This is a genomic window from Curtobacterium sp. RM9 (genome assembly GCF_054956955.1).
The window spans coordinates 3,436,888-3,456,011 of the sequence record NZ_CM143271.1 but is presented as its reverse complement, the minus strand read 5'-3'; the positions used below and the strand labels follow the sequence as shown (position 1 = coordinate 3,456,011).

The window sequence follows — 19,124 nt, the reverse complement described above, 5'->3', positions numbered from 1 at the left end:
GTTGGTCGATTGTCAAGTCGTTCTCCACACCGAAACAGTCTGAATCCGGAACCTTCAAGGTGGACTTGAAGCCCACTTCTCCACACATGGTGTGAAACCGTAAACCCCCGGTCAAGCGGTAGAAAGTGTGTTCGGGAGGCGACTTGTCCACACATTCGTCCACAGTTCTCCACACGGCTCTCCGGCGTGTTCCGCAGGCTCTCCACAAAGTTATCCACAGGGGCGTTTGCTGGGGATAACTCTGTCCCCGTAGCTTGGCCCAGCGACTCAGGGGACGACGGTGGATGTCGGTCGCGCGGGGTAGAACTGGCTCGGCTGGTTCGCAGGACCGGTTCGCCCGGTTCGCCCGGAACCCCTCGATCCGAAGGAGCACGTGTGTCGATCGCGCATCTCGATCCCGCCCCGCAGGACTACGCGGAACGCGGAGGCATGGAGCGCACCCCGCCGCACGACCTCCTCGCCGAGCAGTCGACCATCGGTGGCATGCTGCTGTCGAAGGACGCCGTCGCCGACGTCATCGAGACCGCACGCGGCGTGGACTTCTACATCCCGAAGCACGAGGTCATCTTCGACGCGATCCTGTCGCTGTACTCGCACGGCGAGCCGACCGACGTCATCGCCGTCACCGACGAGCTGACCAAGACCGGTCTGCTGTCGCGGGCGGGCGGCGCCGAGTACCTGCACAGCGTCACGAGCATGGTGCCCACCGCCGCGAACGCCGGCTACTACGCCGCCATCGTCGCCGAGAAGGCCGTGCTCCGCCGCCTCGTCGACGCGGGCACCCGGATCGTGCAGATGGGCTACGCGTCCGAGGGTGAGGTCACCGACCTCGTCAACAGCGCACAGGCCGAGGTCTACAACGTCGCCGGCGGCGTGCAGACCGAGGACTACGTGCCGCTCACCGACGCCATCGGTGCCGCCATCGACGAGATCGAGGCAGCGAAGGGCCGCGACGGCCAGATGACCGGCGTACCGACCGGGTTCAGCGGGCTCGATGGCCTGACGAACGGCTTCCACCCCGGTCAGCTCATCATCGTCGCCGCACGACCCGCCCTCGGCAAGTCGACCCTCGCGCTCGACCTGTGCCGCGCCGCCGCGCTCAAGCACAACCAGACCGCTGCGTTCTTCTCCCTCGAGATGGGCCGCGCCGAGATCGCCATGCGTCTGCTCTCCGCCGAGTCGAGTGTGCCGCTGCAGAACATGCGCAAGGGCACCGTCGACTCCCGCGACTGGACGACCATCGCCCAGACCCGCGGTCGGATCAACGACGCCCCGTTCTTCATCGACGACTCCCCCAACATGACGCTCGTCGAGATCCGGGCCAAGTGCCGACGGCTGAAGCAGCAGCACGACCTGAAGCTCGTCGTCATCGACTACCTGCAGCTGATGACCTCGGGCAAGAAGGTCGAGAGTCGTCAGCAGGAGGTCTCGGAGTTCTCGCGTGCGCTGAAGCTCATGGCGAAGGAGCTGCAGGTGCCGGTCATCGCCCTGTCGCAGCTGAACCGTGGCCCGGAGCAGCGTGCGGACAAGAAGCCGATGATCTCCGACCTGCGTGAGTCGGGGTCGATCGAGCAGGACGCCGACATGGTGATCCTGCTGCACCGTGAGTCTGCGTACGAGAAGGACAACCCGCGGCAGGGTGAGGCGGACCTCATCGTGGCGAAGCACCGCAACGGGCCGACGGACACGATCACGGTGGCGTTCCACGGGATGTTCTCGCGGTTCGTCGACATGCCGCAGTAGGGGCTTGTGTCGCCACGCACAGAACTTGTCTCCTTCGCGTGCAACTTGTCGCCGGTTGGTGTCTCGGAGGGGAGACTCCATGGGTTGGTTCTGCAGATTGGATGATTTTTGGCTCGACAGTCGCAAACTGGCCGACCAGCGGTTCAACGGTCCTTCTCGTACCGTTCCGAGTGGAGACACGAGGTTCGAAACGAGCGGTGCGACGCGGATGGCGTCGGCATGGCCCGGGCGGCGCCGGCGCTCCAGCGCGACCGATGACTGCCAGTGACCCTCGGGATGTCGACCGTCATCGGTAGACTCCTAAGTACAAATAGAGCCCCGATCGGCTAGTTCGAGAATGGCTCTCAAATCGCAGATCGGGGCTGAGGTGTCCGGGAAGACTCCTCGACCTTAGAGGTTCGATGACCTCTACGCCAGTCCGCTAATTGGCGGACGGCGTGCTTCTGCGCAACCCCAGTAGGAGGTAAGCAGATGAGCAAGACCGGGAAGCCCAGCAGGACGGCGAAGCCGTCGAAGCAGGCCCTGTCGAAGGCAGGCCGGACGCTCGCATCCGACGGGTCGTCCAAGACGGCGAAGTCGAACGCGGGCTCGACGCTCGGGAAGGGCTAATCCTTCAGGGGTGGCGTGCGGCCACGCACGCCACCCCCTCTGCTTCCCCTGCTCGTCCCGCGGTAGCGCGGGGAGAGGAGCTGCGATGAGCAGCATGAAGTTCAGGTTCGACGAGAAGGCGTTCCGCCGCGCAGTTCGCAAGCAGATCGACGCCGCTGTGAAGGACATCTCGGCGGAGCGCAACGCCGACATGAAGCGGCTGGAGGCCGAGTTCGGTGGGAAGCCGGTCGAGGTCATCAAGCCGGCGCTTCGTCGCGCATTTCAAAGGGACGGCGGCTCGCTCACCGAGCCGGAACTGACTAAGTACGCGGAAGCCATCCGCGACGGCGTGCAGATCCGCTTCCGACCGGGTCAGACTCGCTGGTGACCTGACCCCTGGGCCGGGTTAGTAACGCCCGGCCCAGGGTGCAGCACAAGCGGCTTGTGCTGTAAAAGGAGGAGCCGATGACTCGCCGTGGAGGGGCCGGCGCCAAGACGCCAGCGCTTCTTCCGAGCCGCCCCCTTCGCTCGTCGGTGGGATGCTTTAGGGATGGAACCGTGGCGCGCTTATCAAGAGGAAGCGGCTGCACACTTTCGCTCCCTCGGCATGACAGCTGATACGGATGTCTCACTTGTCGGCGTGAGGACTGGCCACAACGTCGATGTCGCTGTCTCCTTCCGCAGGGCAGGAATGAACTTCTTGTGGGTGGTTGAGTGCAAACACCACGCCAGACGTGTCTCGAAAGACCGTGTTCTCGCGCTTCGTGCGATCGTTGACGACCTTGGGGCGGACCGTGGTGTCTTGCTTGCCGAAAACGGGTTCCAGTCAGGAGCGGTGGCAGCTTCGACTGGAACTAAGGTCTTAGTCACCTCGCTGCAGGAACTTCGCGCGGCGAGCATCGATGAGGTTCGCGAACTCGAACTCGAACAACTTGGTCGTCGCATCGACGCGGTTCGGGCCGCACTTCATGCTCGCGGAAGTCACCATCGCATGGAATCAGGCTTCGCTTCTCACGTGCCGAGTCCACCGAAAGAGCTATGGCCTACAGGGCACCTGGGCCTCGTGAGTTCACTCAGTGTTCTGGAGCGCGGCGCCAAGCAGGCGCGAGCGGGGCACTGTCCGGCCGTATTTGGATGGCACGATGACGGCGAACGGCTGCTGCGTGCAACGCGCGATCAGTACGTTGAGGAAGCCTCCAGGCTTCTCACCCGGATCGAGAAGGTCGTTGATGGATTACCGCACCTTGAAGACCGAAGCTGACGAGTTCGGGTCAACTCAGCGGCGCTCCGCAGTTCAATCCACGGTGTGGAGTGAACGACAAGTTGTCGTTTTGCAACGGAAGTCGTCGCGACTGACGACTAGCGTGTCGTTCCCAGGGTCCCCGACCGGCCTTTCGTGAGGGCGGGCTTGAAGGAAAGAGAAGGCGCTGGTCTGCCGAGCGCACTCCGACTACGAGGGCGGTGTCCTCGTGAGAGCGATCCGTACGTGCCTCGACTCGGAGCCAGTCGTTGAATTCCAACTGACCGCTCCGCTGGCAGCGCGGAGCGGGAACGCGTAGCAAGCGTCGCTCACTCGGCGCCCATCACTCGGGCCCGTTCTCCGCACCGGGCCTATTGCCGACGAGTGCCTCCAACGTCAGATCACCAATCTCGGCCTATGGCCAGTCGGCAGTCACACCAGCCCTCAGACGTGGGTACGCTCCAGGTCCGAAGGGGACGGTACCGTTCGGGGCGTGACCGAACTTGAGACGCTTCGCGAGGCAGTCGAAGCGTTGAACCACTCGCCTGGCTGGGACTGGAACAGTTTCGTTAGCACTCTGATTGCGACCCTCGTAGGTGCTGCCGCCGCGGGGGCGGTGACCATCTGGGTACTCCGGAAGCAGCGTCGCGACGAGTATGAGCAGACCATTCGTGCAGCGTCAGTGCGCTGCGTCGAAGCGACCCTTCGACTAATGGAGGCTCGCGACGGATCCGACTCAGTGCGGGCCCGTCTCGCCCTAACGGCCGAATTGCATCTTCTCAGCGGAGTGATGGATAACGACGACAGTCGCTTCGCGCGGGCGCTGATCAGGCTCGTGACGGAGCTCGGGAGGTCCCGAGCGCCCGCGCCCGTCGGCCACCTCGTCGGCACCGTCTCCGCTTCAATCGCTGAGTTTCTCAGCCGACGAACGACAACAGAAGTGCATATCGATCGGCTCGCCGAGGCTCGCGAGGTACTGAAGAAGCTGATCGTTGAAGCCGAGGCTGACGCTGAGTAGACCTTCTTGGCCAAGGTCCCGTCCCGGAGCCCACTGTCACAGACGTCTGGTTGATGTTCTTCGCGACCGTCTGGGATATCGAAAGGTCCCCTTCGCCCATGTCTGAGGCAGTGCGTGCTGGTGCTCCCACCGTCCGATGGGCGATCGGGGGCTTAGGAACGGGCGAGCCGTACGGCCTGTTCCGTGTGAGCAGCTTGGCTTTGTGTCGTCCTTATCGCCGTGACGAGTGTCGATGCCATCGCTTTTCTCCAGCGCTGACTACAAGCTCGGTGAGTGCTTCGACCGCCTCGCGGCGACTGGTTCAGTGTGGCGGGCGAGAGTCCGGTAGATAGTGGTGCGGCTGACGCCGAGGACGTCGCCAATCTGCGCGACGGTCATGTCCTGCTGCTCGTAGAGCCGGCGCGCGGTGCGCACCTGGTCTGCGGAGAGCCGTGTCGGCCGACCGCCGGTCCGGCCGCGGGCGCGGGCGGCGGCGAGGCCGGCGTTGGTGCGTTCCTTGATGAGGTCCCGCTCGAACTCCGCCAGCGCGGCGAAGACGTGGAACACGAGCCGGCCGCCGGGTGAGGTGGTGTCGATGGTCTCCTGCAGCGACCGGAACCCGATCCCGCGCTCGGCGAGAGCGTGCAGCTGATCGATGAGGTGCCGGATGGACCGGCCGAGCCGGTCGAGTCGCCAGATGACGAGAGTGTCGCCGGGGCGGAGCTGGTCGAGGAGCTTGTCGAGCTCGGGCCGGTGTTGGAGCGACCCGGACATGGTGTCGACGAACACGCGGTAACAGCCGGCGGCGTTGAGCGCGTCGATCTGCAGCGACGCGTCCTGGTCGGTTGTGGACACGCGTGCGTACCCGAGGAGGTGACCCATGAGGAGAACGTAGCAAAACTCGACCGGCAGGCACAGTAACGGGACGTAGATTCTGGGACTGAGTTTCGCAACAAGTGTGGCTGGGAACGCTTTGTGGCGTGATTCCGACAATGCTGTGTGGCCTAGCTTGCCCTGTCGGCGTGGCCGGTCGGGTCAGGGCTGGCTGTGCTTGGCGTTTGCCTGGTCGTGGGTATCGGGGTGGTCACTCATCATGCGGAGCATGGGCCATGAGCCGCTGCGGGTGAAGACGACGAGCAGGAACGCCGCGACGAGCAGGAACACGATGTTGAGCCAGGTGGTGTAGTTCCAGCTGATCGAGGTCGTCACGATGGTGAGGTGCCGGTTCGTGGGGATAAGGTGCAGCGGGGTGAAGAGCAGTTCGACGGCGTAGCCGGCGAGGACCATGGCGCCGTAGAAGATCCCGGTGATGCGGAGGGCTGCTTTCCAGCCGTAGTACTTCCGGTAGATGATGATGATCGGGATGATGATCAGGTCGGCGAAGATGAAGCTGATCACACCGCCGAAGCTGATCCCACCGTTCCAGAGGACCGCTGCGAGGGGGACGTTGCCGACGGAGCAGACGAAGCTCACCATCGCCAGGATCGGTCCGATGAGCGGGTCGATCAGGAACGCGAGCGTCGGGTGTCCCTCGAGGAACAGTGCTTGCAGCCACGCCTTCGGGACCCAGGCGTCGAAGGCGCCGGCGATGAGTAGGCCGATGACGATGTCGCGGATGACGGATGCCCAGTCCATGACGAAGTACTGCGACACGCTCGTGAGCCCGGGCCTCGAGAACAGTCGCCGCCAGAAGCCCTGGTCGCCCTGCACGGACATGTCCATGGCTGCGTGGCCCTCCATCGCGCCGGCGAGGCCCTTGTCGGCCTGTTCGCGGGCGGCGTCGACGATCTTCCCGCGCATCCAGAGCCGGAACCCGAGGGCGATGAGGATGATCATCAGCGGTCCGCCGACGAACTCCGCTGCGGTGAACTGCCAGCCCATGACGAACGCGAGGATCAGGCCGAGCTCGACGACGAGGTTCGTGGAGGCGACCTCGAACGCCATGGCCGACGACAGGCTCGCGCCCTTGCGGAAGAGCGCCCGTGCGAGGGCGACGGCGGCGTAGGAGCAGGACGAGGACAGTGCGCCCAGGCCGGTTGCGACGCTGATCGCTCGGGGGGAGTCGTCGCGCATGAGCTTGGTGATCTGGTCGGTGCGGACGACGGCTTGGATGATGCCGGAGAGGGTGAAGCCGAGGATGAGGGGCCAGAGGATCTCCCACCCCATCGAGCCGGCTGCTACTAGGGCGTCACCGACTGCGTTGATCACGAACATATACACCTGCTTCTTCACGTCGCGGGCATATTCTGCCGCGACAGGGTGGTCACGAACGGGGAAGAACCGGTCACTTGGACGCGAGCATGTCCTTCATCTGCGTGATCTGCTCGGTCTGGCTCGACACGATTGACTTCGCCATCGCGACCGCGTCGGTGTTCTTGCCCTTGTCGACTTCGCTCCTGGCCATATCGACGGCGCCCTCGTGGTGCTGGACCATCTGCTGCAGGAACAGCTTCCCGGCGTCCTTCGCGGATGCCTGGTCAAGGTCGGTCATGTCGGAATCGGACATCATCCCGGACATGGAGTGCCCCGACCCAGGGTGCTCCGACTCCGTGGGCTCACCCCAGCCCTGCAGCCAGCTGGTGAGCTGAGTGATCTCCGGACCCTGCTCGGCCTTGATCTGCTTCGCCAGGGTGGCGACGTTGGGGTCAACACCGTCGCCCTTGGCGAGGAGCACGTCGCTCATCTCGACGGCCTGCTCGTGGTGCGGCAGCATCATCTGCGCGAACATCACGTCCTGGTCGTTGTGCGCCGACGCGGCCGATCTCGACGAGGCGGACGAGCCCGCGTCGGAGCTGCTGTTGTTGGTGGAGCAGCTCGCGAGGGTCAGGCCGAGGGTGAGCGAGGCGGCGATCGCGAGGATGCGCGTGGTCGTGGTGGTGTGCATGGAAGGTCCGTTCCCGTGTATGCGTCAATTGGTCCGGGCAGGCGGATGCCTCCCGGTTCTGGGCATGCGGGAGCCGCCCTGCGGCGGTGTGGTCCCGCAGGGGGAGGATCAGATGCGGATGATCTGCAGTGCCGTCAGTGACGGTGGTTTCGGTGCTGCGATGTGGCGCGGCAGCCGGTCAGCCAGCGCAAGCAGTCGCGACAGCAGCGCGAGGACGCCGCCGGTCCGTGCGCGCACTAGCGCCCATGCGAACAGGGCGATCGTCAGCGCGCACGCCATCCCCATCAGCGAGCACATCAGCGCGCACAGGCCGCTGTCACAGCCGGCGTCGGTGAGGACCGTCAGCACCGCGGCCGCGGGAGCGGCATGCTCCCCGTGGCGGTTTGCGACGGCATGGACGTGCTCGGTGGTGGCGGCGGGAGCTGCCATCGGGTGCTCGTGGCCGGCCATCGTGTGCATCAGGACCGTGAACCCGACCAGCAGCAGCAGCGCCAACGTCGCTACGGCCTGCAACAGCAGCCGGCGACGCGGGGAGGCGGTGGTGGTGAGCATCAGTCTTTCGATCAGGTCGGTGAGTGTCGGAGTGTCGAGCTGCAGCGTTGAGCACGTCACAGTGCAAGGTAGATTTAATGGCACTGTACCCCCTGGGGGTATGTGCTGTCTGTGGCGGCTGGGTGATTGATCAGCACAGGGGTATGCGTCGCGTGGCCGTACCGTTCAGAGGCCGTACCCCTTCCGCAGAAGCCGGAGGGACTTTCCTGTCGTGGTGCGTGGTGGTGGGTGCATACTGGTGGTGTCTTCGGACCCGGTAGTGGGGCTTGCCGGACCCAACCTCGACACCTGTCGACAACAGTCCCTATCTCAGCACGGCGCGCGTCAGCGTGCCCGAGATAGGGAGAAGACATGGTCGAGGCAGACTCCGCCCGCACGATCGTTGCCGGCGTACAGTCCGGGCAGGTAGAGAGCGTTGTCGGCGTTGCCACGCTGATCGCGAAGCATTTCGGTGCGTCGGTAGTGTGTGTTGCGGTGGATCCGGCGCTGCTGAACGCAGGAACTCGTCGGGACGGTTCGGAGATCATCGAACCGATCGATCCGGACACGGCGGACACCGAACCGCAGCAGCTGCCCGACCGCGACGTCGCCGTCATCCACGATCTCGCTGCAGCACGGTCGGTCCGGGTGGAGATCCTCACTCGGGTTGGAGATCCAAGCCGGGCGTTGGCGGCGGTGGCGGAGCAACGTGACGCGGTAATGATCGTCGTCGGGTCGCAGACGGGCCGACGCCGGGTTGCGGAGTTCTTGAACGGTTCCGTCGCCGCCCGCCTGACGCACCAGCAGCACCGTCCCGTCGTGGTCGTCCCACACGCTCCGGTCGGGTTCGAGAGCGCCCTGCCGTGGGATGCGTCGTGACGGGCCGGCTGGTGCTGCTGCGCCACGGGGAAAGCACCGCGAACCGGGCCGGCACCTTCACCGGCCTCCGCGACGAACCGTTGACCGTCGAGGGTGTCCAGCAAGCCGTGACCGCGGGGCGGCTCCTGCAGGCAGCAGGCATCTTGCCGGACCAGGTGCTCACGTCGACGCTGCAACGCACCGTGCACACTGCGGAACTGGTCCTCGACACCCTCGGCATCGCCATCCCGACGGAGAAGGTCTGGCAGCTCAACGAACGCAACTACGGCGCACTCACCGGGATGACCAAGACCGATGCCCGCCGAACGCTCGGCGACGACGAATACACCCGAATCCGCAGGTCCCGGAACGGCGCACCACCGGCGATGTCCCTGCAAGTGTGGACGGCGCTGCGGTCAAGTTCCGCGCTGCGCGACCTGTCAGACGCTGCCCTCCGACGCACCGAGGCCCTCTCCGATGTCATCGATCGGGTCCGACCCGTGCTGCAGGACCGACTTCTACCGATGGTGCGGTCGGGTCGGAGCGTCCTCGTCGTCGCGCACGGCAACTCGCTCCGCGCCATGTGCGCGTGCATCGACGACCTCACGGAGCCGGAACTGCACGCACTGAACCTGCCCACGGGGCAGCCGCTGCAGTATGAGCTTACGCCGACGGGTGCTCTCGTCCCGCGTGGTGGGGCGTTCCTGGATCCGGTAGCAGCGCACCACGCCGCGGCGCTGGTCGCGGCAGAAGGCGGAACATGACCACCCGAACGGACACCCCGATGCCCGATGATCAGCTCCCCTCCGACCCGGATGTGGACGTCTCCGACCCCGCAACGGCCATGCGGCCCGTGCACCTGCGGTGGCGGTACGTCGGCCTCGTCGCGGTCGGTGGCACGGTCGGCACACTCCTGCGCGACGTGATCAGTGCGCTGCTCCCAGCAGACGGCGGGGTGAGCTGGTCGATCTTCTGGATCAACATCAGCGGAGCGCTGCTGCTCGGGGTGCTCCTGGAAGCGTTGGCGCATCGCGGTCCCGACGCGGGCCGCCGCCGTGTCCTGCGTCTGCTGCTCGGCACGGGAGTGCTCGGCGGCTTCACCACCTACAGCACCCTCGCTGAGTCCACCGCCGCACTGTTCCTCACCGGCCACGGTCTCGCCGGCACCGGGTACGCGCTACTGACCGTCATAGCCGGTGCGATCGCGACCGCGGTCGGACTGGTGGTCGCGGGCTGGTTCCGCCCCCGGACGGTGTCCGCATGAACGCCGGCATCCTCCTCGCGGTCGCGGCCGGTGGCGGCGTGGGCGCTGCCGGCCGGTTCCTCCTCGACGGGCTGATCAACACCGGCCGGGAGTTCCGGCTCCCCGTCGGCACGTTGACGATCAACATCACCGGGTCGCTGCTGCTCGGGCTCATCGTCGGCGCCGCCAGTCACCTCGGCGCAGCCCCCGTGGCGGTGCTCGGCACCGGGGTGATGGGCGGCTACACCACGTTCAGTACCGCCAACTTCGAAACGGTCCGCCTCGCCCGCAGCGGCCGGATCACCGCCGCAGCCGTCAACGGTCTCGGGATGCTCGTCCTCTCGGTCGCGGCAGCCATCGCCGGCATCCTCCTTGGCGGTCTGCTGTGACCGCCACCCCACATCCTGGAACGGGCCTTCCCATGCTGTTCGACGTCACGATCGAGGTTCCCCGCGGCAGCGGCAACAAGTACGAAGTCGACCACACCACCGGCCGGATCCGGCTCGACCGGGCCGTGTTCACCAGCATGGTGTTCCCCCAGGACTACGGCTCCATCGATGACACGCTCGGCGATGACGGCGACCCCCTCGACGCGCTCGTGCTGCTGCCCCGACCGACGTTCCCGGGCGTCGTCATCACGGTCCGGCCGATCGGGATGCTCCGCATGGTCGACGAGAACGGCGGCGACGACAAGATCCTCGCCGTCCCCGCCGGCGACGACCGGTTCGAAGACCTGCAGGACATCAGCGACGTCCCGGAGCACACCCTCATCGAGATCGAGCACTTCTTCTCCCACTACAAGGAGATCGAACACGGCAAGCACGTCACCACCAACGGGTGGGCCAACCGTCCTGCTGCCGAAGCCGTCATCCGCACCGCACAGGAAGCCCACACCCGACACCCGTGATCCACGGGCCCCTTGACCGCCGCGGGGAGGCACTGGCGCTGAGTGATCGCCAGCAGGTCGTCCCCTCCGCCTCCCCGCGGCTTTCCCTTCCATCCGCACGACCACGACGCATGACCCGACCAGAAGGAGCGTCACCATGAACGACTACATCAGCGGCATCCACCACCACGGAGCCCACCAGGGCGAGTACGTCACCCACCGCGACCACCCCGTCACCATCGACGCCGTCCACGGCACCCGCATCCTCGACTCCCGCGGCTACCCGACCGTCCGCGTCCTGCTCGAACTCGACGACGGCCGCACCGTCACCGGCGACGCCCCCGCGGGCGCATCCACCGGCGCCCACGAAGCCGTCGAGCTCCGCGACGGCGGAACAGCGTTCGGTGGCCGCGACATCACCCAGGCGCTCCACCTGATCAACACCGACATCGCGGGCCTGCTCACCGGCCGGTCCTGGTCCGCGATCGGACAGGTCGACGCCGCCCTCGCCGAACTCGACGGCACCACCGGGTACCGCCGGCTCGGCGCGAACAGCGTCGTCGCAACCTCCATCGCCGCCTCCCGGGCCCTCGCACACGCCGCGGACCTCCCACTCTGGCAGTGGATCGCCGAGATCACCGGCTCGACGCCGCGGATGCCGGTCCCGCACTTCAACGTCCTCAACGGCGGCGCGCACGCAGCGAACAAGCTGGACTTCCAGGAGTTCATGATCGCCCCCGTCAACGCCTCAACGATGGCCGACGCTGTCCGCATCGGCGCGGACGTCTACCACGCCCTCGCGGGCCTGGTACGGGACCGGTTCGGTAGCCTCGGCCTCGGCGACGAGGGCGGCTTCGCACCATCGATCGCTGCACCCGAGGAAGCGCTCGACCTGCTGGTCACCGCGATCCGCGCCGCAGGCTACGAGCCGGGCGTCGACCAGGTGGCGATCGCCCTCGATCCGGCCGCGAACGAGTTCTCCCTCGGAGACGGCTCGTACCGGATGCTCGACGACAGCCTCGACCGGGACGGGCTGGTCGACTACTACCGGCAGCTCATCGACACGTACCCGATCCGCAGCATCGAAGACGGGTTCGCTGAGGACGACCATGAGGGGTTCCGCCGCATGCAAGCGGCGCTCGGTGACCGGATCCAGACCGTCGGCGACGACCTCTACGTCACCGACCCCCAGCGCATCCGCGACGGCGGCGAGCAACACCTGACGAACGCGGCACTGATCAAGCCGAACCAGATCGGTACGGTCTCCCAGACCCTCGGTGCGATCGCCACCGCCACCAGCATCGGGATGGCCAGCATGGTCTCCCACCGTTCCGGGGAGACCACGGACACGTTCATCGCCGACCTCGTCGTCGGAACCGGTACTGGGCAGATCAAGTCGGGCGCACCCGCCCGCGGGGAACGGGTCGCAAAGTACAACCGGCTCACCGAAATCGCCGAGCAGCACCCGGGACTGCCCTACGGCTTGATCGGGCAGCGGTGAGCGACAATGCAGCGCATCGTGAAATGGTCTCCAGTGGAGACGCATCAGTACGGGTGGGACCGAAGCGCACCAGCAGATGACTGGATGGCATCCGATGTTGACGCGCACCATGTGGAGTGGTTCGACGTAGACGTGAACCATCTTGTGCAGGTCCCGGCGCTGCAGCAGGCGCTCACGCGCGATGGTCAGATCGGTACGATCCGGGAGATGACGCACGAGATGCGTGATGGGCAACGCATCTTCATCTTTCTCGTCGACTTTGGCAGACAGGGCGGTGACCAATAGTCGGCATGCTCCCGGCGATCCGGCGGACCGAATCAACGATGCTCAGGCGGGCGGTCCTGCCCGAGGGCAAGGGGACGCGCGCCTTGGCCGGACACACCTTCTTTTCTTCCCGATCTGGGTACGCCTGCAACCTGAGCGCGTGGCGGCCGCCGGTGGAAGGAGCGAGTTGATCAATTCCGATGAAGCCGTCCGCACTCTCGTCGGCGTGGTCACTCTCGTCGGTGTTACGGCGGCGGTGTTGCTGGCAGTGCGCGCACCCTCACCGTGGGCTCCAGCATTCGCAGTTGGGCGGGGGGTGTTGCAGTTGGCTGCGATCAGCGTGCTGCTGACAGGGATCATCCGCTCGCCGGCGCTGATCACCATCGCGCTCTTGGTGATGTTCACGGTCGCGGCCATTACCTCAGCTCGACGGCTCGGCACGCTCCGCGCTCGCATTGTCCCAGTCGCGACGTGCATGGCTGCAGGAATCATGGTCGCCGGCGTACTCGTCTTCGGAACCGGGGCCATCGCGCTCACCCCGCGATACGTTCTCGCGATCGGAGGCATCGTGATCGGGAACACAATGACGATCTCGACCTTATCCGGAAGGCGATTCGTCGAACTCGTCGATGACCGATGGGACGAAGTCGAAGGGTGGCTCGCCCTTGGAGCGCAGCCACGGCAGGCCACCGTCGACCAGGTCCGCCGAGCGATCGGCGCAGCATTGGTGCCAACAGTGGACCAGACGAAAACGACCGGGCTGGTCACGCTTCCCGGAGCGTTCGTCGGCGCGGTCTTCGGTGGGGTTTCGCCCATCGAGGCCGGACGATTCCAGATCGTCGTCCTCGCCGTCATCATCGGCGCTGGCAGCATCGTGGCCACCGCACTCACCGCCTGGCTCGCTCCCGTTGCAACCCGCCCCACGCGACCACGCTGACACCCGGAAATCCCGCGCGGCACCGGCAGCCGGCACAGAGGAAACTCAGTCCGCCGCCGCCCCTTCCTCCCGACGCAGGTTCGCTCGAGTGAACCCCGGCCCGGTTCCGCCGAGCTGACACCACGACACGGACCAGTGCACCGTGCCGACCAGTGCACCGTGCCGATGATGCTCGGTGGCATGGAAGTCGCCCGCTGCGCGTCGCAACCGCCGCCGCACACAACACGCCGTTGTGTGGTCACAACCGAATCTCCGTTGCCGACCGCCCGAGCGGCGAGGAAGATCGGCAGGAACGCTTCCACGAACAGGAGAGCCATGCTGATGCGCCCCAATCAACGTTCGGGTGGACCGCTCAACGGAACGGCTCGCAGCCGGTATTACGTCGCGACGGATGCATTCGACATGCACGACCAGGCAGTCGCCGACGTCGTCACCGAAGCTGAGCAGGTGGTGCAGTCACATGCCACGACCCGGGTGCGTCACCGCCAGCCTGCTAGCGCTGCTGGGCTCATGCCAGCCCCAGTGCGTGCCTGATCGCTGCCGTCCTATTCGTGTGACCCCAGCGAGCCGGCAGAATTCGCCCAACCAGTCTCTGCACTGCATGTCGAAAGGCAGCTCATGACCGCCACAACCCCGCGCACCACCGACACCGGGGTGCCCGTGTTCGATGCGCCCCGGACCGGCGCAAAAGGAAACATCATTGTCCGGTGGATCACCTCCACCGACCACAAAGTCATCGGCTACCTATACATGATGACCTCATTCATGTTCTTCCTCCTCGCCGGCGTCATGGCCCTCGTGATCCGCGCGCAACTGTTCGAACCGGGCCTCCAAATCGTGGCGACAAAGGAGCAGTACAACCAACTGTTCACCATGCACGGCACGATCATGCTGCTGCTGTTCGCGACACCGTTGTTCTCGGGTTTTGCGAACGCGATCATGCCGCTGCACCTCGGCGCGCCGGATGTCGCGTTTCCCCGACTGAACGCCTTTTCGTACTGGATCTACCTGTTCGGCGGCCTCATCACTGTGGGCGGTTTCCTGACTCCGCAGGGTGCAGCATCGTTCGGGTGGACCGCGTACGCGCCACTGTCGGACACGACCTTCACGCCAGGCCTCGGTGGCACCCTGTGGGTGTTCGGGCTCATCCTCGTCGGATTCGCATCAATCCTCGGGTCGGTCAACTTCATCACCACCATCATCTGCATGCGTGCCCCCGGCATGACGATGTTCCGCATGTCGATCTTCTCCTGGACCGTCCTGGTAACTGCGCTGCTGGTACTGATCGCGTTCCCGGTATTGGCCGCTGCCCTCTTCGGCCTCGGCCTCGACCGTGTCTTCGACGCGCAGATCTTCAATCCCGCCAACGGTGGAGCGCTGCTGTGGCAGCACATGTTCTGGTTCTTCGGGCACCCCGAGGTGTACATCATCGCGTTGCCGTTCTTCGGCATCATCTCCGAGATCATGCCCGTGTTCAGCCGAAAGCCGATTTTCGGCTACAAGACACTGATTTACGCCACCATCTCTATCGGAGCCTTGTCGGTGACCGTGTGGGCACACCACATGTACGTCACCGGCAGCGTCCTGCTGCCGTTCTTCTCACTGATGACGATGCTGATCGCAGTCCCGACCGGGGTGAAGATCTTCAACTGGATCGGCACCATGTGGCGCGGCTCGGTGACATTCGAAACACCGATGCTCTGGGCTGTCGGGTTTCTCATTACCTTCACCTTTGGTGGCCTTACCGGCGTGATCCTGTCGTCTCCGCCGTTGGACTTCCACCTCTCCGACAGCTACTTCGTCGTCGCCCACTTCCACTACGTCGTGTTCGGCACCGTCGTGTTTGCAATGTTCGGCGGTTTCTACTTCTGGTGGCCGAAGTGGACCGGGAAGATGCTCAACGAACGGCTCGGCAAGATCCACTTCTGGTTACTGTTCCTCGGGTTCCACACCACGTTCCTCGTGCAGCACTGGCTCGGCGTGATCGGCATGCCCCGCCGTTACGCGACCTACTTGCCGCAGGACGGGTTCACCTGGCTGAACCAGGTCTCCACGATCGGGTCGATACTGCTCGGGATCTCATTCCTGCCATTCCTGTTCAATATCTACATCACGGCTCGGAAGGCACCCAAGGTGCAGGTCAATGACCCATGGGGGTACGGTCGCTCCCTCGAGTGGGCAACCCAGTGTCCGGTACCGCGACACAACTTCACCTCGATCCCCAGGATCCGGTCGGAGTCCCCGGCGTTCGACCTGAATCACCCTGAGGCTGGCATCCCGATCGGGCGCGGCCCATTCACAGATGCTCCGGATGGCCCCGTGGTGCATGGCAATTCTGTCAAGCAGGTTGGCGACGAGAACGGGCAGACGTTCTGATGCAACGGACGAGTCGGTCTCGCAGACGATTCAGTGCCAACGACGCGGAACGTGATCGGAGCGTGTCGCGGATGTCGATGAGCATGCGGGAAGCTGCGCAGATCTCGGCCAATGCCCGCAACGGACTGTTGGACCTGTCCGATCCGACGATCCGCCGTCTGGTCGGCGATGCGCACCAGATCACCGTCCGGGCGAGCGTGTGGGGCGACGCACCAGATGGGCAACCCCGCCGGCAGAAGCGGCTGCTGCTCACCGGCGTCTCCCTCGTCGTCTTGATCGCTGCCGCAGCACTGTTCGTTCCGCTGCTGCATGCCGTTTGATCCGTCCCCGACACCCGCCGCCACATAAGGGAGCACCAATGACCCCCCACACCATCGCCAGCGTGTACCGCGACGTGGTGCATCAGTGGAGCACGCAGTACGCCGGCCGGCGATCGATCATCGCGGTCGATGGTGATTCCGTCGACGCCGTGCACGCGGTTGCGACGGCGCTCGGTGACGCGGTCACTGCAGCTGGCTACGCCGTGCAACACGAGACGATCACTTCGGTCATCACCGCGATGGGAGCACGAGCGGATGTGGCGATTCCCTTCCGCAGCGACCCGGTAGGAGCGGACGTGCTCATCGTGACCGGATGGGGACTGTTGCAAGTGCCCGCTCGAGGGCTCTGGGACTGGACGATCTGGGCCAGTACCGGCATTGTCCGCGCGCCCATCCGTGATGTCGGAGCCGCGCAGGCGTTCACGCAACGAGACGAACCGCGATCCGCAGCGAACGCCATCATCGACGTTTCCAACCCCAACACACCATTCCGCGAATGGAACGACGCGTGCGCAATATGACAACCCCGCGAAGCCGTGGCCGCCAGCTCCGGTTCGCCAGCAGACGACTACACCGGGTGGGTTGCGGTGTGCAGGAACGCCGCGGTCGCGGCTGATGGCGGCGTCGACCAGATCGCGGTAAACCGCCGAAGCGGTGATGGGCCATCGACCGGGACCCGCACGAGGACCCCAGCGTCGACATCCGCACGTACCGAACGGACACTCATCACCGCCGGCGCCACGCCTGAGCGAACGTTCGCGCGAATCACCGCGGTGGTATCAAGCTGCGCCGCCGGTTCCACCATCGTCAACCCCTGGTCACGCAACCACCCTTCCACGACAGCGCGCGTGCCCGATCCCTGCTCGCGCACCAGCAGCGGTGTCGCGGCGACATCCGCCGCCGTCACAGACGCCGCTGACGCCCATGGATGCTCTGCCGCAACGACCACCGTGAGCTCATCGTCCGCAACCGGCATCGCATGAAGATCCACCGGCGTGTGTGGCCCCTCAACGAACCCGATGTCAGCGGCGCCGGTGCGGACGTACCCGATCACGTCGGTGCTGTTCCCCGCCAACATGCGCACACTGATCTCCGGCGCCGCACGACGGGAGCGCAACAACCACTCCGGCAACATCAACTCCGCGATCGTTTGCGACGCGGCAACCGTGATCGTGCCCGATGGCAGCCGCAGTGCATGCACACCTGCCTCCAATCGTGCTGCCGCATCCAACACCGGTGCGGCAAGCTCCATCACCGTCGCCCCAGCATCGGTGAGCCACGAACCCGACGAGGAACGCACCACCAGCTGCACCCCGACCATCCGCTCCGCCGCCGCAATCCGCGCTGACACCGCCTGTTGAGTGATGCCCAACTGGCTCGCAGCCATCGACAACGAGCCCGACTCCGAGACACGCTGCAGCACGTCCAACGTGTCGAGATCCAGCTTCCGGTCCGTCACACGACGTTTCACAAACCATGATTGTGCCACCCCGAAACAGTTCGTGGTTCCACCCCGCCCGAGGTCGGGGTCAGACTGCCTGCATGACCACCCAGACCGCACCGGCACCCAGCACGACCAAGCGGCACGGTGCCCCAAAGCGGCGCACGGTGTTCCGAGAGCTCGATCGGCCAGGGCATATCGTGTCGAACCTGACTCCGAACTGGTTCGCATCCATCATGGGCACCGGCATCGTCGCCGTCGCCGCTGCATCACTCCCGCTGCAGTTCCCAGGGCTGCGCACCGGCGCGACGGTGGTGTGGGCAATCGCTGCGATCCTGCTCATCGCCCTCACCATCGCGACGGTCCTGCATTGGGTGCGCTACCGGGACACCGCGGCGAAGCACCACCTGCACCCGGTCATCTCGCACTTCTACGGCGCCCCGCCAATGGCGTTTCTCACCGTCGGTGCAGGCACGATCCTGCTCGGCAAGGACTGGATCGGCCTCCCCGCCGCCGTCACCATCGACTGGGTCCTCTGGACCATCGGCACCATCGGAGGACTGCTCACGGCAGTGCTCGTGCCGTACCTGGCGTTCACCCGCCACGAGAACAAACCCGACTCCGCGTTCGGCGGTTGGCTGATGCCGATCGTCCCGCCGATGGTGTCCGCCTCCACCGGAGCGCTCCTCCTGTCCTACGCCCCCGCCGGACAGGCACGGGAGACGCTGCTGTGGGCCTGCTACGGCTTCTTCGGCCTCAGCCTCATCACGTCCCTGGTCGTGATCACCCTGATCTGGAACCGTCTCGCGCAGCACAAGGTCGGCGCCGCCGGCATGGTCCCGACTCTGTGGATCGTCCTCGGGCCGGTCGGGCAGTCGATCACCGCCGTGAACCTCCTCGCCTCGAACGCCCCCACCGTTGTCGATGCGAGTACCGCGCATGCCCTGCTGGTCGTGGCGCTGGTGTACGGGTTCGCGATGCTCGGCTTCGCGCTGCTGTGGACCGTCATCGCCCTCGCCATCACCATCCGCACCGCGAAGCAGCACCTCCCGTTCAGCCTGACCTGGTGGTCGTTCACGTTCCCCGTCGGCACCTGCGTCACCGGCCTGAACGGCCTGGCCCTGCACTCCGGACTCACCGTCGTCGCTGGCCTCGCCGTCCTGTACTACGCCGGCCTCGTCGCCGCGTGGATCACTGTTGCCGTCCGCACCTTCCACGGCTCCGTCATCCGCGGCACCCTCCTCGCGCCCCCGAAGCCAGCTTGATGCGGCGATCACCACGTGATGCTGCCGCCGCTGTGCGCGACACCGGTCGG

At 65.6% G+C, this 19,124-nt stretch carries 22 protein-coding genes; 17 read left to right on the top strand and 5 right to left on the bottom strand.

Annotated features, from left to right (window positions below):
* Positions 1 to 375 precede the first annotated feature (375 nt).
* The 5 genes from dnaB (at position 376) to ACY3FI_RS16545 (ending at position 4,589) form a co-directional block, all read left to right on the top strand.
* Positions 376 to 1,743 carry a replicative DNA helicase gene (dnaB, locus tag ACY3FI_RS16565; RefSeq protein WP_462548653.1) on the top strand — a complete coding sequence of 456 codons (1,368 nt, stop codon included), beginning with the start codon at positions 376 to 378 and terminating at the stop codon, positions 1,741 to 1,743.
* A gap of 471 nt (positions 1,744 to 2,214) precedes the next feature.
* Complete coding sequence (locus ACY3FI_RS16560; RefSeq protein WP_181819313.1) at positions 2,215 to 2,352, top strand: hypothetical protein; 138 nt, start codon at positions 2,215 to 2,217, stop codon at positions 2,350 to 2,352.
* Positions 2,353 to 2,437: 85 nt separating this feature from the next.
* On the top strand, positions 2,438 to 2,719 hold the full coding sequence (locus ACY3FI_RS16555) for a hypothetical protein (protein WP_462548652.1): 282 nt from the start codon (positions 2,438 to 2,440) through the stop codon (positions 2,717 to 2,719).
* A 162-nt stretch (positions 2,720 to 2,881) separates the two neighbouring features.
* Positions 2,882 to 3,592 (top strand): restriction endonuclease, encoded by a 711-nt coding sequence (locus ACY3FI_RS16550; protein ID WP_462548651.1) that lies wholly within the window; start codon positions 2,882 to 2,884, stop codon positions 3,590 to 3,592.
* 472 nt (positions 3,593 to 4,064) lie between these two features.
* Complete coding sequence (locus tag ACY3FI_RS16545; RefSeq protein ID WP_462548650.1) at positions 4,065 to 4,589, top strand: hypothetical protein; 525 nt, start codon at positions 4,065 to 4,067, stop codon at positions 4,587 to 4,589.
* A gap of 258 nt (positions 4,590 to 4,847) precedes the next feature.
* Here ACY3FI_RS16545 and ACY3FI_RS16540 read toward each other — a convergent pair whose 3' ends face one another.
* The 4 genes from ACY3FI_RS16540 to ACY3FI_RS16525 all read right to left on the bottom strand — a co-directional run bounded on the left by ACY3FI_RS16540 (position 4,848) and on the right by ACY3FI_RS16525 (position 8,004).
* Positions 4,848 to 5,450, bottom strand: a complete 603-nt coding sequence (locus tag ACY3FI_RS16540) for a recombinase family protein (protein ID WP_462548649.1) — start codon at positions 5,448 to 5,450, stop codon at positions 4,848 to 4,850.
* 153 nt (positions 5,451 to 5,603) lie between these two features.
* Positions 5,604 to 6,800: a permease gene (locus ACY3FI_RS16535; RefSeq protein ID WP_200849224.1), complete on the bottom strand. Its 1,197-nt coding sequence runs from the start codon at positions 6,798 to 6,800 to the stop codon at positions 5,604 to 5,606.
* 52 nt (positions 6,801 to 6,852) lie between these two features.
* Positions 6,853 to 7,452, bottom strand: a complete 600-nt coding sequence (locus tag ACY3FI_RS16530) for a DUF305 domain-containing protein (protein WP_123293723.1) — start codon at positions 7,450 to 7,452, stop codon at positions 6,853 to 6,855.
* A gap of 108 nt (positions 7,453 to 7,560) precedes the next feature.
* Entirely contained in the window at positions 7,561 to 8,004 is a 444-nt protein-coding gene (locus ACY3FI_RS16525; protein ID WP_123340876.1) for a hypothetical protein, read from the bottom strand.
* Between the two features lie 351 nt (positions 8,005 to 8,355).
* Between ACY3FI_RS16525 and ACY3FI_RS16520 the strand changes: the two genes are divergently transcribed.
* The 11 genes from ACY3FI_RS16520 (at position 8,356) to ACY3FI_RS16470 (ending at position 16,889) form a co-directional block, all read left to right on the top strand.
* Positions 8,356 to 8,862, top strand: coding sequence for a universal stress protein (locus tag ACY3FI_RS16520; RefSeq protein ID WP_123293725.1), 507 nt, complete (start codon positions 8,356 to 8,358; stop codon positions 8,860 to 8,862).
* A complete protein-coding gene (locus ACY3FI_RS16515; protein WP_123293726.1) occupies positions 8,859 to 9,605 on the top strand; it encodes a 2,3-bisphosphoglycerate-dependent phosphoglycerate mutase in 747 nt (248 codons plus the stop codon). The genes ACY3FI_RS16520 and ACY3FI_RS16515 overlap by 4 nt, the downstream gene beginning before the upstream one ends.
* Positions 9,602 to 10,105 (top strand): CrcB family protein, encoded by a 504-nt coding sequence (locus ACY3FI_RS16510; RefSeq protein WP_235035968.1) that lies wholly within the window; start codon positions 9,602 to 9,604, stop codon positions 10,103 to 10,105. The genes ACY3FI_RS16515 and ACY3FI_RS16510 overlap by 4 nt, the downstream gene beginning before the upstream one ends.
* Positions 10,102 to 10,473 carry a fluoride efflux transporter FluC gene (locus ACY3FI_RS16505; protein WP_123293727.1) on the top strand — a complete coding sequence of 124 codons (372 nt, stop codon included), beginning with the start codon at positions 10,102 to 10,104 and terminating at the stop codon, positions 10,471 to 10,473. Before ACY3FI_RS16510 ends, ACY3FI_RS16505 begins: the two co-directional genes overlap by 4 nt.
* A 32-nt stretch (positions 10,474 to 10,505) precedes the next feature.
* Positions 10,506 to 10,991, top strand: coding sequence for an inorganic diphosphatase (locus ACY3FI_RS16500; protein WP_123293728.1), 486 nt, complete (start codon positions 10,506 to 10,508; stop codon positions 10,989 to 10,991).
* Between the two features lie 136 nt (positions 10,992 to 11,127).
* Entirely contained in the window at positions 11,128 to 12,471 is a 1,344-nt protein-coding gene (eno, locus tag ACY3FI_RS16495; RefSeq protein ID WP_123340877.1) for a phosphopyruvate hydratase, read from the top strand.
* A gap of 6 nt (positions 12,472 to 12,477) precedes the next feature.
* Positions 12,478 to 12,756, top strand: coding sequence for a hypothetical protein (locus ACY3FI_RS16490; protein WP_131845087.1), 279 nt, complete (start codon positions 12,478 to 12,480; stop codon positions 12,754 to 12,756).
* Positions 12,698 to 13,672: an ABC transporter permease gene (locus ACY3FI_RS16485; RefSeq protein ID WP_123293730.1), complete on the top strand. Its 975-nt coding sequence runs from the start codon at positions 12,698 to 12,700 to the stop codon at positions 13,670 to 13,672. Before ACY3FI_RS16490 ends, ACY3FI_RS16485 begins: the two co-directional genes overlap by 59 nt.
* 618 nt (positions 13,673 to 14,290) lie before the next feature.
* Positions 14,291 to 16,048, top strand: coding sequence for an aa3-type cytochrome oxidase subunit I (gene ctaD / locus ACY3FI_RS16480; RefSeq protein WP_123293731.1), 1,758 nt, complete (start codon positions 14,291 to 14,293; stop codon positions 16,046 to 16,048).
* 71 nt (positions 16,049 to 16,119) lie between these two features.
* Entirely contained in the window at positions 16,120 to 16,368 is a 249-nt protein-coding gene (locus tag ACY3FI_RS16475) for a hypothetical protein (protein WP_123293732.1), read from the top strand.
* 38 nt (positions 16,369 to 16,406) lie between these two features.
* Positions 16,407 to 16,889 (top strand): hypothetical protein, encoded by a 483-nt coding sequence (locus ACY3FI_RS16470; protein WP_123293733.1) that lies wholly within the window; start codon positions 16,407 to 16,409, stop codon positions 16,887 to 16,889.
* Between the two features lie 47 nt (positions 16,890 to 16,936).
* On the opposite strand, the gene ACY3FI_RS16465 is transcribed toward ACY3FI_RS16470, so the two are convergent.
* Complete coding sequence (locus ACY3FI_RS16465; RefSeq protein WP_235035966.1) at positions 16,937 to 17,857, bottom strand: LysR family transcriptional regulator; 921 nt, start codon at positions 17,855 to 17,857, stop codon at positions 16,937 to 16,939.
* Between the two features lie 152 nt (positions 17,858 to 18,009).
* Here ACY3FI_RS16465 and ACY3FI_RS16460 point away from each other — a divergent pair, with 152 nt between their 5' ends.
* Positions 18,010 to 19,074, top strand: a complete 1,065-nt coding sequence (locus tag ACY3FI_RS16460) for a TDT family transporter (RefSeq protein WP_235035965.1) — start codon at positions 18,010 to 18,012, stop codon at positions 19,072 to 19,074.
* Positions 19,075 to 19,124 lie beyond the last annotated feature (50 nt).

Bases quoted from the DNA above. Each gene is read 5' to 3' on its own strand.
- ctaD (WP_123293731.1), top strand. From the start codon at position 14,291: ATGACCGCCACAACCCCGCGCACCACCGACACCGGGGTGCCCGTGTTC.
- ACY3FI_RS16500 (WP_123293728.1), top strand. From the start codon at position 10,506: ATGCTGTTCGACGTCACGATCGAGGTTCCCCGCGGCAGCGGCAACAAG.
- ACY3FI_RS16520 (WP_123293725.1), top strand. From the start codon at position 8,356: ATGGTCGAGGCAGACTCCGCCCGCACGATCGTTGCCGGCGTACAGTCC.
- ACY3FI_RS16525 (WP_123340876.1), bottom strand. From the start codon at position 8,004: ATGCTCACCACCACCGCCTCCCCGCGTCGCCGGCTGCTGTTGCAGGCC.
- eno (WP_123340877.1), top strand. From the start codon at position 11,128: ATGAACGACTACATCAGCGGCATCCACCACCACGGAGCCCACCAGGGC.
- ACY3FI_RS16505 (WP_123293727.1), top strand. From the start codon at position 10,102: ATGAACGCCGGCATCCTCCTCGCGGTCGCGGCCGGTGGCGGCGTGGGC.
- ACY3FI_RS16510 (WP_235035968.1), top strand. From the start codon at position 9,602: ATGACCACCCGAACGGACACCCCGATGCCCGATGATCAGCTCCCCTCC.
- ACY3FI_RS16470 (WP_123293733.1), top strand. From the start codon at position 16,407: ATGACCCCCCACACCATCGCCAGCGTGTACCGCGACGTGGTGCATCAG.
- ACY3FI_RS16530 (WP_123293723.1), bottom strand. From the start codon at position 7,452: ATGCACACCACCACGACCACGCGCATCCTCGCGATCGCCGCCTCGCTC.
- ACY3FI_RS16555 (WP_462548652.1), top strand. From the start codon at position 2,438: ATGAGCAGCATGAAGTTCAGGTTCGACGAGAAGGCGTTCCGCCGCGCA.
- ACY3FI_RS16475 (WP_123293732.1), top strand. From the start codon at position 16,120: ATGTCGATGAGCATGCGGGAAGCTGCGCAGATCTCGGCCAATGCCCGC.
- ACY3FI_RS16550 (WP_462548651.1), top strand. From the start codon at position 2,882: ATGGAACCGTGGCGCGCTTATCAAGAGGAAGCGGCTGCACACTTTCGC.
- ACY3FI_RS16560 (WP_181819313.1), top strand. From the start codon at position 2,215: ATGAGCAAGACCGGGAAGCCCAGCAGGACGGCGAAGCCGTCGAAGCAG.
- ACY3FI_RS16540 (WP_462548649.1), bottom strand. From the start codon at position 5,450: ATGGGTCACCTCCTCGGGTACGCACGCGTGTCCACAACCGACCAGGAC.
- ACY3FI_RS16485 (WP_123293730.1), top strand. From the start codon at position 12,698: ATGGGCAACGCATCTTCATCTTTCTCGTCGACTTTGGCAGACAGGGCG.
- ACY3FI_RS16490 (WP_131845087.1), top strand. From the start codon at position 12,478: ATGCAGCGCATCGTGAAATGGTCTCCAGTGGAGACGCATCAGTACGGG.